General features: G+C 41.6%; 17 protein-coding genes and 1 tRNA gene. 3 read left to right on the top strand and 15 right to left on the bottom strand.

Features of this window, described 5'->3' with window-relative positions; all coding sequences use genetic code 11:
- The 3 genes from PQ511_RS08405 to rpoN form a co-directional block, all read right to left on the bottom strand.
- Entirely contained in the window at positions 1 to 1,032 is a 1,032-nt protein-coding gene (locus tag PQ511_RS08405; protein WP_273851446.1) for a sugar-binding transcriptional regulator, read from the bottom strand.
- A 149-nt stretch (positions 1,033 to 1,181) separates the two neighbouring features.
- A complete protein-coding gene (locus PQ511_RS08400) occupies positions 1,182 to 1,418 on the bottom strand; it encodes a glutaredoxin family protein (RefSeq protein WP_273851445.1) in 237 nt (78 codons plus the stop codon).
- 82 nt (positions 1,419 to 1,500) lie between these two features.
- A complete protein-coding gene (gene rpoN / locus PQ511_RS08395) occupies positions 1,501 to 2,796 on the bottom strand; it encodes an RNA polymerase factor sigma-54 (RefSeq protein ID WP_273851444.1) in 1,296 nt (431 codons plus the stop codon).
- Between the two features lie 188 nt (positions 2,797 to 2,984).
- Here rpoN and PQ511_RS08390 point away from each other — a divergent pair, with 188 nt between their 5' ends.
- Positions 2,985 to 3,260: a hypothetical protein gene (locus PQ511_RS08390; RefSeq protein ID WP_273851443.1), complete on the top strand. Its 276-nt coding sequence runs from the start codon at positions 2,985 to 2,987 to the stop codon at positions 3,258 to 3,260.
- A 223-nt stretch (positions 3,261 to 3,483) separates the two neighbouring features.
- On the opposite strand, the gene PQ511_RS08385 is transcribed toward PQ511_RS08390, so the two are convergent.
- Positions 3,484 to 3,562 (bottom strand) — tRNA-Arg (locus PQ511_RS08385).
- Between the two features lie 177 nt (positions 3,563 to 3,739).
- Between PQ511_RS08385 and PQ511_RS08380 the strand changes: the two genes are divergently transcribed.
- Both PQ511_RS08380 and clpP read left to right on the top strand, forming a co-directional pair.
- Positions 3,740 to 4,126, top strand: coding sequence for a YhjD family protein (locus tag PQ511_RS08380; protein WP_273851442.1), 387 nt, complete (start codon positions 3,740 to 3,742; stop codon positions 4,124 to 4,126).
- Positions 4,127 to 4,291: 165 nt separating this feature from the next.
- Positions 4,292 to 4,876 (top strand): ATP-dependent Clp endopeptidase proteolytic subunit ClpP, encoded by a 585-nt coding sequence (gene clpP / locus PQ511_RS08375; RefSeq protein WP_098445023.1) that lies wholly within the window; start codon positions 4,292 to 4,294, stop codon positions 4,874 to 4,876.
- A 116-nt stretch (positions 4,877 to 4,992) separates the two neighbouring features.
- Here the strand turns inward: clpP and PQ511_RS08370 are convergent, their stop codons facing one another.
- The 11 genes from PQ511_RS08370 to hisA all read right to left on the bottom strand — a co-directional run bounded on the left by PQ511_RS08370 (position 4,993) and on the right by hisA (position 14,336).
- Positions 4,993 to 5,247: an HPr family phosphocarrier protein gene (locus PQ511_RS08370; RefSeq protein WP_224596393.1), complete on the bottom strand. Its 255-nt coding sequence runs from the start codon at positions 5,245 to 5,247 to the stop codon at positions 4,993 to 4,995.
- A 204-nt stretch (positions 5,248 to 5,451) separates the two neighbouring features.
- Complete coding sequence (whiA, locus tag PQ511_RS08365; protein ID WP_224596396.1) at positions 5,452 to 6,393, bottom strand: DNA-binding protein WhiA; 942 nt, start codon at positions 6,391 to 6,393, stop codon at positions 5,452 to 5,454.
- Positions 6,394 to 6,433: 40 nt separating this feature from the next.
- Complete coding sequence (locus tag PQ511_RS08360) at positions 6,434 to 7,402, bottom strand: gluconeogenesis factor YvcK family protein (RefSeq protein ID WP_226655450.1); 969 nt, start codon at positions 7,400 to 7,402, stop codon at positions 6,434 to 6,436.
- A 1-nt stretch (position 7,403) separates the two neighbouring features.
- Positions 7,404 to 8,294, bottom strand: coding sequence for an RNase adapter RapZ (gene rapZ / locus PQ511_RS08355; protein WP_273851441.1), 891 nt, complete (start codon positions 8,292 to 8,294; stop codon positions 7,404 to 7,406).
- Between the two features lie 41 nt (positions 8,295 to 8,335).
- Positions 8,336 to 8,800 (bottom strand): 8-oxo-dGTP diphosphatase, encoded by a 465-nt coding sequence (locus tag PQ511_RS08350; RefSeq protein WP_224596832.1) that lies wholly within the window; start codon positions 8,798 to 8,800, stop codon positions 8,336 to 8,338.
- Between the two features lie 381 nt (positions 8,801 to 9,181).
- Entirely contained in the window at positions 9,182 to 10,132 is a 951-nt protein-coding gene (trxB, locus tag PQ511_RS08345) for a thioredoxin-disulfide reductase (protein ID WP_098445028.1), read from the bottom strand.
- Positions 10,133 to 10,241: 109 nt separating this feature from the next.
- On the bottom strand, positions 10,242 to 11,840 hold the full coding sequence (locus PQ511_RS08340; RefSeq protein ID WP_273851440.1) for a tetratricopeptide repeat protein: 1,599 nt from the start codon (positions 11,838 to 11,840) through the stop codon (positions 10,242 to 10,244).
- A 184-nt stretch (positions 11,841 to 12,024) separates the two neighbouring features.
- Positions 12,025 to 12,162, bottom strand: coding sequence for a hypothetical protein (locus PQ511_RS08335; protein ID WP_224596409.1), 138 nt, complete (start codon positions 12,160 to 12,162; stop codon positions 12,025 to 12,027).
- A gap of 67 nt (positions 12,163 to 12,229) precedes the next feature.
- Positions 12,230 to 12,859 (bottom strand): bifunctional phosphoribosyl-AMP cyclohydrolase/phosphoribosyl-ATP diphosphatase HisIE, encoded by a 630-nt coding sequence (gene hisIE / locus PQ511_RS08330; protein ID WP_273851439.1) that lies wholly within the window; start codon positions 12,857 to 12,859, stop codon positions 12,230 to 12,232.
- Positions 12,856 to 13,614, bottom strand: coding sequence for an imidazole glycerol phosphate synthase subunit HisF (gene hisF, locus PQ511_RS08325; RefSeq protein WP_273851438.1), 759 nt, complete (start codon positions 13,612 to 13,614; stop codon positions 12,856 to 12,858). The genes hisIE and hisF overlap by 4 nt, the downstream gene beginning before the upstream one ends.
- Positions 13,615 to 13,616: 2 nt before the next feature.
- The gene (gene hisA, locus PQ511_RS08320; RefSeq protein WP_273851437.1) at positions 13,617 to 14,336 is read right to left on the bottom strand and encodes a 1-(5-phosphoribosyl)-5-[(5-phosphoribosylamino)methylideneamino]imidazole-4-carboxamide isomerase; all 720 of its coding nucleotides are present in this window, start codon (positions 14,334 to 14,336) and stop codon (positions 13,617 to 13,619) included.

Here is a 14,336-nt window from a genome sequence, read left to right as displayed (position 1 = left end):
TTAATAAAGGGAATCTCCCTCTAATAACGCTTTAGCGGCGCCTTCATCAGTAACAAGGATACTTTGAATCCCTGTCCTAAGATAGGCTTCGATGGCTTTTGCTTTCGAACGGCCGCCGGCTACCGCAATAACTAATTCACTACGTTCTAAATCTTCAAGCTGCAGTCCGATTGTCTTCACTTTGTGAACGACTTCTCCTGACTGATTGAAGTAATAGCCAAACGCTTCAGCAACAGCATGCTCTCGCTCGATCTTTTCAACAACATCAAACGTAGACTTACGCCTCTGTGCCATCGTTCTAGCTTCCCCAATCCCATGAACCACAATACCGGCTGACTTAATTATCTCAAGGATATCTTTCACGCCTGGTTCTTCTATGAGAGATTGGTATGCTTCTTCACTTAGCTGATCTGGAACATGTAGCAAACGATAGTCGGTGTGGGCTTTTCTAGCCATTTTCGCACAAATTGTGTTCGCCTGATTTTCAACCTGTTCCCCCAGGCCTCCTCGGGCCGGAACAAACAGCGTACCTTCCATATCTGAAGAAGGAATCATCATATCGGCTACACCTGCGAGTGTGGTACCGCCTGTCACAGCAATCACTCTATCTTTTAGCTGAAACTTTTTCAAGCGTCCCACAGCAGCTCTGCCCATTTCTTTCTTTACCCAGGGAATTCCATCACTATCACCAGGGACAATAAATACTTCCGGTATGCCAAGCTTATCTTTCAAACGTTTTTCGAGGTTATCGAGACCGGATACTTCATTCATAACCGGTTCAAGTTCTAATAGAAGCTGTTCACCTTCTTCTGTCAGGTGCATACCTTGTACAGACATATGTAGTAGCCCCTGATCTTTCAAGAACGTTACTTCACTTCGAAGAACCCGCTCCGTTATATCCAGACTGTTCGCAAGACTTCGGCGGCCAATAGGCTGCATTAGTCTTAGTTGTCTCAATACCCGATAGCGCTTATTCATAACTTCTAGCATGTCCGGCAATAATTTTTGTTGAAGTGATAATAATGAGCGCATAGTTCGTCTCCCCTGTCATTCTTTTTTCTCCTAAGACGTATTATGTCCCGCTTAGACATTTTCAGTCCCACCTGGATCAAAAAGAACTTCTTACAATTTTCATTGTAGCAGTTGCCAAAAGCATGGGCAACTATGTTATACTGAAAATTTTAAAGTAAGCGTTTTCTTAGAGATATTTTTGAAATTCGGCCATAATCCACGATATCCCCATCGATTTCAACCACCGGAATCATTAGCATAAACTTCTCCAACAGTTCCTCATCGGTATAAATATCAATCGTCTGGAATGAGAACGCTATTTCATTTTGAAGTTCAGCGAGAAGGTGAGCCGCCTCGTCACAAAGTGGACATGTCGCTTTCGAATATAAAATAACCGATTTACTCATGTGTTAAACCTCCCCTTACAATTTCCTAGTTTACTGAACAAGGTATTCTAATGCAAAAAAAGAGCCGCCAACCCGGCAGCTATTACGTAAATCGCTTTCGCTTTGATGAACTTAAGATCTTTAATTCATCTCGATACTTCGCAATTGTTCGTCTTGATACATCAATTCCCCGCTGAATGTGAAGAGCTTCTACAATTTTTTGATCAGATAACGGCTTAAGTTTATTTTCATTCTCAACAAGTTCTTTGATAAAGAGCTTCACGCTAGAGGAAGAAGCTCCTTCTCCAGATTCACTCGTTAGCTTTGAAGTGAACAAATTTTTTAATGGGAACAAACCATGTGGCGTCTGAACATATTTACTTTTTATGGCCCGACTAACTGTTGACTCATGAACATGAGCTTCATTTGCCACTTCTTTAAGTGTAATTGGTACAAGGTCGCTCATGCCATTTCTTAAAAAACCCTGTTGATGGACAATCACTACGCCCATAATCGCCCTTAACGTTTGTTTCCTCTGCTCAATACTTTTCATTAACCAGCTCACTTGCTGGTATTTGCTTTTTAAGTATTCGGCCGCCTCGTTATTTTTAAACGATCGATACGAGTTACTCACTTTCATGGCCGGTAAATCATCGTCAAGTAACGAAACGGTAAACCGACCATTTTTCTCACTAATCATCACATCGGGGACGATGTAAGTAGGTTTTTCAACAACCCATTTTGATCCTGGTCGCGGATCAAGGTCTGCTATTAAATCTGCTGCCTGCTGAATTTGTTCAACTGATACATTATATTGTTTTGAAAGCAGACGATATTTCTTTTCTGCTAGCGCTTTCAAATTTTGCGATACAAGATCTCGAGCAAGTTCAAAAACAGCACCTTGCTCATTTATTTGTAAGGATAGACATTCTGACAACGAGCGAGCCCCTATACCAGGAGGATCAAGTAACTGCACTTGTCGGATTGCCTCTGTTAACTCAAATTGGTCAACACCTAAATAAGCCATTACTTCTGACTCATTGATTCGTAAATAGCCACTTTCATCAATGTTATCGATTAAGTAATCGACAATACCGGTGATTTTTTTGGAGAGGCTTATACACCTCATCTGCTCGTGCAATTCATCGTGCAGACTTTTCTTTGTTTCCGCATATTCGATCGGATCTTGTCTCGTTCCACTATCGTAAGAGCGCTTAGAAGATCGAATGCCTCCGTCCCAAGATGGTGACTGTAATTCAATGAGTGGATTTTCAAGAGCCTGCTCTTTCACGTACTCCAGTAATTCAGCTGTAGAATATTGAAGTATGGAAATCGCTTGATGCAACTGGGTTGTCATGACTAGTTTCGTTGTCTGCTTTTGTATCAATCCTAATTCCATCGTAATCCCTCCACCTTCATCATACTATATCGTTTCATCTTATGGTATGAAAAGATGAAAATGAGCAGAATTTTCTGTTTTTTTAAGACGGCACTTGACACCATTTTTATGAAAATTGATGAATTAGCCCATCCTTCTGTCAAATTTCAACATAAACTGTTACATAGAGAGAAAAGGAGGCAAATACCATGGATTTAACAGTATATGGAATTGCTTTGCTTCCAGTCATCATTGGAGTAGTACACCTCTTCAAGGTGTTTGGTTTTCCGGTAAGGTACTTACCCATCCTCTCCATTTTCATTGGGATTGTGATGAGTCATATTTACGTCGAACCGGAAGATTTTAAGAAAGCCTTCTTTATCGGATTATGGCTTGGACTATGCGCTACTGGAATGCACTCAGGCTTCAAACACACGATGAGTGGAGCAGGCAGCAAGAGACGTGATGATGATCAAGATTGTTAGAAGGCACGACTGATAGCAAAAAGAGTGGACAAGTTCTACTCTTTTTTATTTGTGTCTAAATGAAAGTAACCAAAACAAAAAAGGAACACGATTAGCTCCTATACATCATTTCTACTTCCCGTCGCCACCTTTATCGTTTTCAAAAGGGCCGTCCATCATAATAGATAGAAAAAAACAGCAAAAATCCCCCTCGCATAAGCGAAAGGGATTGGAATGATGTATTTGGTGCGCCCGGAGGGATTCGAACCCCCGACTGACGCGGTACCGGAAACCACCGCTCTATCCAACTGAGCTACGGGCGCGCTTTATTAGCGCAAACATTATTATACGGGATCCCCCCTTTTTTTGCAAGGTCATTTTCTCCTGAAACGACTAGCTTTTCTTCGATTCGATTGTTGCTTTTTTCAAAGTCCTTGACGTCTCAATCGTCTCATAGTAAAGTGAATCCAAACATACGTTCTGTTAGGCAGGTGGCGATTGTGTTCCAATTAAGTAAAGAAGAAACGAAAGCATTAAGACATTATCTCTTACTTCCTTACGTAAAAAGAGTGCTGGAGATGGATACAACATGGGTAAAACAATCTAGAATGAAGCTTCCTCGCCCTTATATGGAACTGATTCGCTCATCTATAACGCTAGCCTCAACTGATTTAAAATGGGCCAAAGCTTTGCTTCACGAAAAAGGAATTCGTGTCTATATTGAAGAAACAAAAGAAGATGTGATAATTTGTAAAGTCTTCTGTCGAGGGTACAATCAAACCTATCGTTATTCTTCAATTCAAATACGAAATCAGGTAGAGAGACGAATTTTAGCCTATTTCTTAGCAGATGACCGACTCAAAAAAAGGAGCACCCGATCTGTTTAAAATAAGGAAAGGCGGGGAAAATGGATGTAGGTAGAGGAGGAGCAAATACCACCTTCTTCATCTTTTCGAAAATCAAACAGCACTTTATTTGACCTATATTGACCTTTTAGGTATGATGAACGTACAGCAACTACATATTCCATTATTATAAGGGAGGAATTTTAAATGGTTTTAATTCCAACGGTAATTGAACAAACAAACCGCGGTGAAAGAGCGTACGATATTTATTCTCGTCTTCTTAAAGACCGTATTATCATGCTAGGAACAGCAATTGACGACAACGTTTCAAATGCAGTCGTTGCTCAGCTTCTTTTCCTTGCTGCAGAAGATCCTGATAAAGATATTTCACTTTACATTAATAGCCCTGGTGGTTCAATTACAGCAGGTATGGCGATTTACGATACAATGCAGTTCATTAAGCCAAAAGTATCCACAATCTGCATCGGTATGGCAGCTTCAATGGGTGCCTTCCTTCTCGCAGCAGGTGAGCCAGGGAAGCGTTATGCGCTACCAAACAGTGAAGTTATGATTCACCAACCGCTTGGTGGTACACAAGGTCAAGCTTCTGACATTGAAATTCATGCGAAACGCATTATCCAAATGCGCGAAAAGCTGAACAAAATTCTTTCTGAACGCACAGGTCAACCACTCGAAACAATTGATCGCGACACAGATCGTGACCGTTTCATGGAAGCAACAGAAGCGAAAGAGTACGGCTTAATTGACGAAGTTATGGAAAAGAAAGCATAGCTTAAAAAAAACCTTTCCTGAGGTAATCAGGAAAGGTTTTTTTGCATTTAATCTAGGTGACTACATAAAAAACACGAAGGTCAGCCGCACAGAATAAGCGGTTGACCTTCGTTTTTCTAATCTTTTTGTACAAAATCAATGAGTGAAGAGATGGCATCCTCTTCGTCATTACCATCAACAGTTAAAATAACGGAAGCTCCTGTTCCAACCGCAAGGCTCATTATCCCCATGATACTCTTGGCATTTACTTTCTTACCATCTTTTTCAAGAAAAATATCAGAATTAAATCGGTTGGCTTCCTGCACGAAAAGAGCAGCAGGTCGAGCTTGTAATCCTGTTTCTAATGTTACCACAACTTCTTTTTGAACCACTTGTTCATTCCTCCCTTATTAATAACTGCTGATACGAAAAACGGATCGAGGACTTTTGTTTAGCTCGTGCTAAAAATAGGTGTCAGCAGATACTCGTTTTCTTACCCCAATCTAAAGTAAGCGCTATCTCAGACTGTGAAAAATTTAGAAAAACATCATTCCCAGAAAGGGAATGAAAGTTTTTCTTTGATTTTAGGAAAAAACCTATGAAATTGGTTTACCATCACGGAGTTTGTCAGCTATTTGGTCAATTTTTCTTAATCTATGATTGATACCAGATTTACTAATCGCCCCACCTGTAACCATCTCACCAAGTTCTTTTAACGTCACATCCTGGTGCTTCACTCGAAGTTCTGCAATCTCCCTTAATTTATCAGGAAGAATTTCAAGGCCCACTTCTTTTTGAATGAAACGGATATTCTCGACCTGGCGAAAAGCGGCGCCAACCGTCTTATTCAGGTTGGCTGTTTCACAGTTCACAATTCGATTAACTGAATTTCGCATATCTTTCATGATGCGAACATCTTCAAAATAAAGCAGTGCCTGATGGGCCCCGACTACACTTAAAAATTCCGTAATCTTTTCGCCTTCTTTAATATAAACAATGTACCCTTTCTTTCGCTCAAGCATCTTCGCATTTAATCCAAATTCATTCATCAAGTTACAGAGTGACTCTGTATGCTCTTCATACATGGAAAAGATCTCAAGATGATAGGAAGTTTCAGGATGATTAATGGAACCACCTGCAAGAAATGCTCCTCTAAGATAAGAGCGTTTGCAACAGGCCTTTTTTGTAAAATCGTTGGAAATCGTTCTCGTAAACGTAAATGCATTATCCATGATGCCGAGATCTTCAAGAAGCTCTCTCGCTTTTGCTGAGACGCGAACAATGTAAACATTGTTTTTCTTCAATCTCATTTTCTTTCGGACAAGCAATTCAACATCATAATTGTAAATCCGCTTAATCAGCGTATAAATCCTTCTTGCAATGGCAGCATGTTCGGTCGGAATGTTCAAGATCAACTGTCTGTTCCCAAACGAAATCGATCCGTTCATTCGTATAAGAGCTGCTAGTTCTGATCGTGCACAACAAGGTTTGCTTTCTAACTGCGTTAATTCTTTCTTTGTATCAGCAGCAAATGACATTGCCATCCCCCCTTTTTCATGCAGGGGCCCCACTGACCCATCATGGTCTTTTATCGTCTAATAAAGATAAAAGAATCGATGATATTTTCTTTGCATCATGGCGTACGTATTTCTCATCGTATTGGATAATTTTATCACTGATTACATGAAAACCAAAGCTCTTCAGACGATTTTCGTCATATTGCACAACCTCTGCTCGTTCTTGTGCATAACGTTTTTCATAAAAAGAGGGAATCATTTCTTCATTTACAATAATCGTATCCATAAGTTTATAGCCAATGTGATCAATGAGTGCCTGCACGTGGTCACTCGCCGTATAATTTTCGGTTTCACCTAACTGCGTCATAACATTACAAACGTATACTTTTCTTGCTTTTGCCTGCTGAATTTCTTTCGCAATGCCCGGCACAAGTAAATTCGGTAGAATGCTTGTATACAAGCTACCTGGTCCAAGGACAATCAAATCGGCTTCTCGAATGGCCTGGATTGACTCTGGTAATGCTTTAATGCCCGGTGGCGAAAGAAACACACGCTTAATCGTTTTGTTGACCTTTGGAATTTGTGATTCACCTTTGACAAACGTTCCATCACGCATTTCCGCGTGTAAGACGATGCTTTGGTTCGATGCTGGAAGTACTTCTCCTCTCACGTTTAGAACGCGACACATCTCTCTTACACCTTTCACAAAGTCACCCGTAATATCCGTCATAGCAGCCAGCATCAAGTTGCCAAGCGAATGACCCGATAGACCATTTCCGTTTTTAAAGCGATGTTGCATCAACCCTTCTAATAAGGGTTCTACTTCGGATAGAGCTGTAATGACATTTCGCACATCGCCTGGAGGAGGAATATCAAACTCGTCACGCAATCGACCTGAACTTCCTCCGTCGTCCGCTACTGTTACAATGGCAGTGATGTCGACAGGAAACTTCTTAAGTCCACGTAGAAGTACCGATAGGCCTGTTCCTCCACCAATGACGACAGCCTTTGGCAGATTAGTGTCATTCATATTATTTGTGACCCTTCCCTTTTTCAATATCCCGATGCGTAATATTTGTTCGATACTCTGATTCAAAATGATGACCAATGTGTTCTGCAAATGCAACAGAACGATGCTTTCCGCCTGTACAGCCAATGCCGATGACTAGCTGGCTTTTCCCCTCTCTTTTATATTGAGGAAGCATATAGGCAAGCATATCAATTAACTTCTCAAGAAAGATTTGTGTTTCCTTCCATTTAAATACATAGTTCGCGACTTCTTCCTCTACACCTGTTTTTGGACGCAAATGCTCGACATAGTGAGGGTTTGGAAGAAAGCGAATGTCAAAAACAAGGTCAGCATCAATCGGAATGCCATATTTGAAGCCAAATGACATAACATTAACGCCGAAGTTTTCTTTTTCATTGTTTGAAAAACGATCCATGATCTTTTCCCGAAGCTGAACAGGTTTAATATCGCTCGTATCAATAATTTGTTGTGCGCGTCCTTTTAGTTCTTCGAGCATCTCGCGCTCTTTCTTAATTCCTTCAAGCGGCAAGCCTTCTGGCGCAAGCGGATGGGAACGTCTTGTTTCTTTGTATCGTCTGACTAGCGTTGCATCTTTTGAATCAAGGAAGAGCACTTCTGCATCCAGTCCATCATGGGAATCCAAATGATCAACTGCTTCCACAAGGTGATCAAAGAAGTCTCCACCCCGTAAGTCCATCACTAGCGCGACTTTATTTAATTTCCCTTCCGATCCGTCTACCATTTCAACGAACTTTGGTAAAAGGGCTGGCGGCAGGTTATCAATACAGAAATATCCAATATCTTCAAAGCACTGCATCGCAACCGTTTTACCAGCACCACTCATTCCCGTAATAATGACCATATGAATGCGCTTATCGATTGAATCGGTCATTTTCCCCACTCCGTTTCTCAATTTCTCTTATTGGTTTCTCATTAAGACGGGTCTAATCGATAAGAAAGTAGTTTGAAATCTGGAGTATAGGTGAATGTGCCATAGATGATACCATGGCCCTTCATCATATAATCAAGAATATGATAATCTCCAGGAGCCATCGGAAGTTCACTGACATCATCTGTTTTCACCCATGATACTTTACCTTCTTCTGACTTCTCAACCGGCTCCCCATCGTATTCCGTTGCAAGAAACGTAAACATCATCCATTCGGATTTTGTTACTTCATTTTCTTTAATAATGAATGTGAAAATTCCTTTTAGTTTAGGGTTCTTTAAATAAACCCCCGTCTCTTCCCGGAACTCACGAATCACTGAATCACGGATTGATTCTTCCGATTCCATTTTCCCACCAGGTGCAACCCACCATCCACGTCGCGGTTTCTGTAGCAAGAGGACGCGATCATTTGCTTCGTCATTTAAAATACAGTTTGTTACACGTTGCACATTTGTCACCTCAATTCAATCTTCCTATTGATATACGAAAGTCTGAAAAAAGCACAGACTTCAAGATTTTCTATCCATAGTATACTATGATTGGGGACCATGAACAATGAGAGCGGTTTGGATAAGCTGTGAAGATTCTTCTACTCCTGGCAAAAAAAAGAGCACGGTGCGTTATGCCCGTGCAACAAAGTGATTCTATTTAAAGGGGGTTAAATCTACTTCTAGTGTACCCCATTTGTGTTTCACCGCTGTTACAGACAAGTTAAAAGCGAATGACGCGGTGACAGGCACCCCTCGAAGGCTGTCGAAATGAAGTATACTCACGGAGTCTCTTGAAATAAAATAAGCAGAGGACCCTATTGATTCTCTGCTTTTATTGCATTAAACGAGCGCTTCTTTTCCAGCATCTTCTAGCGATTCAATGTAGTGTTGAACTGACTGGGCAGCAATACTACCATCACCAGTAGCCGTTACAATTTGACGAAGCATTTTGTCACGAATGTCACCTGCTGCATAAATACCAGGAACCTTCGTCGCCATGTTTTCATCTGTGACGATATAGCCTTCTTCGTTTGTAATATCAAGACCGCTAACAGCTTGGTTTAACGGAAGCATACCGATGTAAATAAAGACACCATCCGCGCTGAATTCACGCTCTTCACCCGTTACTGTGTTAACAAGAAGTGTTTTATTCACTTTGCCATTTTCACCAAGGATCTCTTTTACAGTATGATTCCAGATAAAATCAATCTTCTCGTTATCAAACGCACGCTGTTGTAGAATTTTCTGTGCTCGTAGCTGATCGCGTCTGTGTACAATCGTTACTTTTGAAGCAAATCGTGTGAGATACACGCCTTCTTCAACAGCTGAATCGCCCCCACCTACTACGACAAGCTCTTTGTTCTTAAAGAAAGCTCCGTCACAAACCGCACAATAGGATACCCCGCGGCCGCTGTATTCTGCTTCTCCAGGAACACCAATTTTCTTATATTCTGCACCACTCGTAACAATAATCGCTTTTGCATGAAATTCTTGGTTCCCAGATACGACTGTCTTATAGTCACCATTATCACGAATTTCTTTTACATCACCATATTGATATTGAGCGCCAAATTTCTTCGCGTGCTCAAACATTTTCGTAGAAAGATCAGGACCTAGAATGCTATCAAAACCTGGATAATTTTCTACATCTTCTGTATTTGCCATTTGTCCGCCCGGAATCCCTCGTTCAATCATAAGAACGTCGAGATTAGCACGAGAAGTGTATACAGCTGCAGTCATACCTGCAGGTCCGGCACCGACAATAATGACATCATAAATCTTTTCACTCATCTGCTTCACTTCCTTCACGTTTCTATCATTAGATTATATTAATTATCAAAGAATAATGTTTCTTATTTAGAATCATATCTGATTGTTGATCAAAAGTCTACTAGTCTGCTCAAACGTCCTTTGTCTCAAGTAAGTGCGTTAACTTCTTACGATAAGCATACACTGTCGATCCAGAGACACCGAATGCATTGGCGACTTCGATTTGAGTGACATTTGTTTGTTTTACTTTATGCCACATGTAAAACATCGCAGCTGCCGTTGCTTTCACGTTTTGAAAAGCTTCGCTACTATCAGAAAGTTTAACATAACAAGGTAACCAGATCATCGCAATTAGCTCATGTAAATCTGAGTCACTAATATCAGCCTGTTCAAGCTCAGCGATAATACGCATACCTGCTCGCACGTACTCAGGAAAATCAGTCTGCGTATGAACGGTATACGCTTTTTCATCATCCACAATTTGAACCGGATCATCAGAAAGCGTGATGGCAATATAAGCCGAAAGCTCCTTCACAAGAAGAGGCTCGTCTTTCCGTTTGCAATACGTTTGTAAAATCGAAGCACTTTCTGAATCTCGTCTTGTATAGAGAAGCATCAGATGAGTCATTCTGGCATGATAATCATGTTTTCCCTCAGGGTGATCATCTTCTTGAGGCATCTGGGACCGATAGCTAACCTGATTTTTAAGAAGCGTCCCTTCTTCTAGTTCTGTAAGATAACGCGCTGCCATTTCATTCGCCGCGTCAACACGTTGAACCTTCTTCCAGTAGCGCTTTGCAAGGTCAGGGCGATCAAGATGAAACGCTGAGACCGCGATCCAATGATAGAACGGTATGTCCCACTCGTGCCTAGTACTCTCAACTTTACGTAGCCAGTGAAAGGCAAGCTCATGTTCACCTAAAAATCCAAATGTGCTTCCTAGCTTATAAGAATGGTCAGGATGAATCGGGTAGACGTTTTTCAGTCTTTCAAGCATCACATCACGTTTAACATGTTGACCAAGGAAATCATAGAAAAGCGTTAAATTACAAACCGCATTTAGGTTTCCTTCGTTTTTTGTTAAAACGTCATCGAGCACTTGGACGGCTTTCTCGTATTGCTCACTATAAAAATAAGCGAGCGCAAGGTTATTGTACGCCGGCCAAAATTCCGAATAAACGTCTGTCATTCGCTCGAGTAAATCAATCGCTTCAAGAAAATTCCCGGTTTCAATCGCTTTTCGAGCGGCTTCATGTTCTTGAATCAGCTGCTCTTCTTCACCAATTTCCTGTGGCAAATCCTCGGATTGCTCGAACAAGATCAGATCGACTAACTCCTCGGCATCTTCCATAAATTCACCTTCTGGTTCATGCTGAAGGTAAGTTCGTGCATGCTCTTCCGTTTGTTTAAACAGACCCATATGTGCAAAGTTGTTCGCAAGGAAAAAGTAGCAATCATAGTATTCAGGATCAAGATCGTCAAGTACAAAATTCAGCCACTCATTTGATGCTTCATATTCGCCTAATTCCGACAGGACCGCTGCAAGTTGACATATATAATCGACTTCTTCGGGGACAAGTTTAACCGCACGTTCAAGATGCTGTCTTGCTTTATCCAAATTCCGTTGCTGATAGGCTCTCATGGCCTTTTTATAAAAATAATCTCCGTCCTGAACGAACGGAATCAGTCGGCCTTTCATTTCCGAAGAAGCATGAAGTTCTTTCCTCATGTTTCCCCCCAATAATTTCGCTTCGAATAATGCTATTACCAGTCATATCCGTTCAAAAGTATAACATACATCGACCGTCCAGTCCTAAAAGAAAATAAGTAGAAAAAACTACCTAAAGCCCCATTTTCACTCTTCGAATCGTTTTGATCTGGCGCAAAATAAAAACGAGCTCATGAGCTCGTTTTTATTTCCACATATCTTTTCTGTGTTTTGCCAGTTTCTGTGCAATAAAGCCGACGCCCATTCCAAGAAGAACACCAGGTCCAGGCTGACCAAGGAATAAACCAATAGCAAGTCCAATAAACATAAATCCTACAAACATGCTTCTTCTCTCCATTTCTCATCAGTGAATTTACTCTTCTCTACGAGCTGGAAAGAAAAAAGTTTCATTATTTCGAAGCGTGTCGTTCATTAAGAACTTTAAGAACGTCATCAAGCGCGCATTCTTGCTCTCTCAACAGTACCATCAAATGGAATAGCAAGTCGGCTGATTCCCATGTAAGTTCTTGGTGGTTGCGATTTTTCGCGGCAATGATGACTTCAGAAGCTTCTTCGCCGACCTTCTTTAGTATCTTATCCACACCTTCATTAAAGAGATAAGTTGTATAAGCTCCATCAGGAAGCTCAGCTTCTCTTTTAGCAATCGTTTGCTCAAGCGTATTGAGGATTGCAAAACGATCCGCGTTCGGAGATGCTTCTTCTGAAAGTAACGAATCGTTGAAGCAAGAATACGTTCCTTTATGACAGGCTGGTCCAGAAGGGTTCACAAGTACAAGAACAGCATCTTGATCGCAATCATATCGAAGATCTACCACTTGTTGCGTATTTCCTGAAGTCTCTCCCTTATGCCAGAGCTCTTCACGCGAACGACTATAGAACCACGTTTCCTTTGTTTCCAATGTTTTCGTAAGAGACTCTTTGTTCATATATGCTAGTGTTAGCACTTCTTTACTCACTACATCCTGTACAATTGCTGGGACAAGGCCCTTTTCATCAAATTGAATCATGTCGGTATTCATCGAATCGCCACCCCGTTTTGTTTTAAGTAATCTTTCACATGTGATAGTGAGGTTTCTTTATAGTGGAAGATCGATGCGGCAAGAGCGGCATCTGCTGAAGCATCCTGAAAGACCTCTAGAAAATCTTCCGATGATCCCGCTCCTCCGGATGCAATGACCGGGATCGAAACGGCCTCGCCAATCGCTTTCGTTAAAGGAACATCAAATCCGTCTTTACTTCCGTCAGCATTCATGCTTGTTAATAGTATTTCGCCTGCTCCCATTTCCTGAGCCTTCCTTGCCCACTCAACAGCATCCCATTCCGTTGCCGTGCGTCCACCATGCGTATAGACACGCCAGGAACTTGTTTCTTCTTCCCACTTTGCATCAATTGCCACAACCATACACTGTGTTCCAAAATAATCTGCGCCTTCACGGATTAATTCCGGACGAAGAACTGCTGCTGTATTCATCGATACTTTATCTGCTCCTGCGCGAAGCACGCGCTTCATATCTTCAAGCTTATTAATTCCGCCGCCAACAGTAAATGGAATCGCAAGTTCTGCTGCCACCTGCCGCACCACATCGACCATTGTTTCTCTTCCTTCATGAGAAGCAGAGATATCCAAGAAAACAAGCTCATCTGCCCCTTCTTGATCATACACTCTCGCTAACTCAACAGGATCACCTGCATCTCTAAGACCTACAAACTGGATGCCTTTCACAACACGACCGTCCTTTACATCCAGGCACGGAATAATTCGTTTCGTCAGCATTACTAGACCTCCAGCGCTTGTTTTAATGTAAATTGATTCGTGTAAAGTGCTTTTCCAATAATCGCACCGCTAATGGAGTCACTTCTTTGTTCAAGACTTTTCACATCATCAAGGTTGCTGATTCCACCTGAAGCAATCACTTCTTTGCCTGTCGCCTCGCCAAGTTCAGCAATTGCTTCAACGTTTGGGCCTGATAGCGTGCCGTCTTTTGAAATATCCGTAAAGATGAACACCTCTGCGCCATGCTCAGCAAGTTCTTTTCCGAGATCCACTGCTTTAATTTCAGATGTTTTTAGCCAGCCTTCAACAGCGACATACCCATCTCTTGCATCAATTCCGATCGCGATCTTTTCTTTGTATTTCGAAAGCATTCTTTTCACAAAGTCCGGGTCAGATATGGCACTGCTACCGAGAATAATCCGATCAACACCGTTTTCAAGGTAATAAGCAACGTCTTCTTCCGTTCGAATTCCTCCCCCAACTTGTACACGCGCTGATAAGTTGTTGGCCACCTCAAGAACGTGGCGATCATTCACACGCTTTCCTTCTCTTGCTCCGTCAAGATCAACCATATGAATCCACTCGGCTCCATCATCAGCAAATTGCTTCGCCATGTCATAAGGCGAATCACCGTAAACCGTTTCTTTGTTGTAATCACCTTGCAAAAGGCGTACACATTTGCCGCCTCTCATATCAATAGCAGGATAAATGGTAATGGGCAT

Source organism: Guptibacillus spartinae (assembly GCF_028610625.1).
GTDB lineage: Bacteria > Bacillota > Bacilli > Bacillales > Guptibacillaceae > Guptibacillus > Guptibacillus spartinae.
Note: the sequence above shows the minus strand (reverse complement) of the source record. Positions and strands in the feature narration are given on the sequence as shown.

Bases quoted from the DNA above. Each gene is read 5' to 3' on its own strand.
- PQ511_RS08405 (WP_273851446.1), bottom strand. From the start codon at position 1,032: ATGCGCTCATTATTATCACTTCAACAAAAATTATTGCCGGACATGCTA.
- PQ511_RS08400 (WP_273851445.1), bottom strand. From the start codon at position 1,418: ATGAGTAAATCGGTTATTTTATATTCGAAAGCGACATGTCCACTTTGT.
- rpoN (WP_273851444.1), bottom strand. From the start codon at position 2,796: ATGGAATTAGGATTGATACAAAAGCAGACAACGAAACTAGTCATGACA.
- PQ511_RS08390 (WP_273851443.1), top strand. From the start codon at position 2,985: ATGGATTTAACAGTATATGGAATTGCTTTGCTTCCAGTCATCATTGGA.
- clpP (WP_098445023.1), top strand. From the start codon at position 4,292: ATGGTTTTAATTCCAACGGTAATTGAACAAACAAACCGCGGTGAAAGA.
- whiA (WP_224596396.1), bottom strand. From the start codon at position 6,393: ATGTCATTTGCTGCTGATACAAAGAAAGAATTAACGCAGTTAGAAAGC.
- PQ511_RS08360 (WP_226655450.1), bottom strand. From the start codon at position 7,402: ATGAATGACACTAATCTGCCAAAGGCTGTCGTCATTGGTGGAGGAACA.
- rapZ (WP_273851441.1), bottom strand. From the start codon at position 8,294: ATGACCGATTCAATCGATAAGCGCATTCATATGGTCATTATTACGGGA.
- trxB (WP_098445028.1), bottom strand. From the start codon at position 10,132: ATGAGTGAAAAGATTTATGATGTCATTATTGTCGGTGCCGGACCTGCA.
- PQ511_RS08340 (WP_273851440.1), bottom strand. From the start codon at position 11,840: ATGAGGAAAGAACTTCATGCTTCTTCGGAAATGAAAGGCCGACTGATT.
- PQ511_RS08335 (WP_224596409.1), bottom strand. From the start codon at position 12,162: ATGTTTGTAGGATTTATGTTTATTGGACTTGCTATTGGTTTATTCCTT.
- hisIE (WP_273851439.1), bottom strand. From the start codon at position 12,859: ATGAATACCGACATGATTCAATTTGATGAAAAGGGCCTTGTCCCAGCA.
- hisF (WP_273851438.1), bottom strand. From the start codon at position 13,614: ATGCTGACGAAACGAATTATTCCGTGCCTGGATGTAAAGGACGGTCGT.
- hisA (WP_273851437.1), bottom strand. From the start codon at position 14,336: ATGCCCATTACCATTTATCCTGCTATTGATATGAGAGGCGGCAAATGT.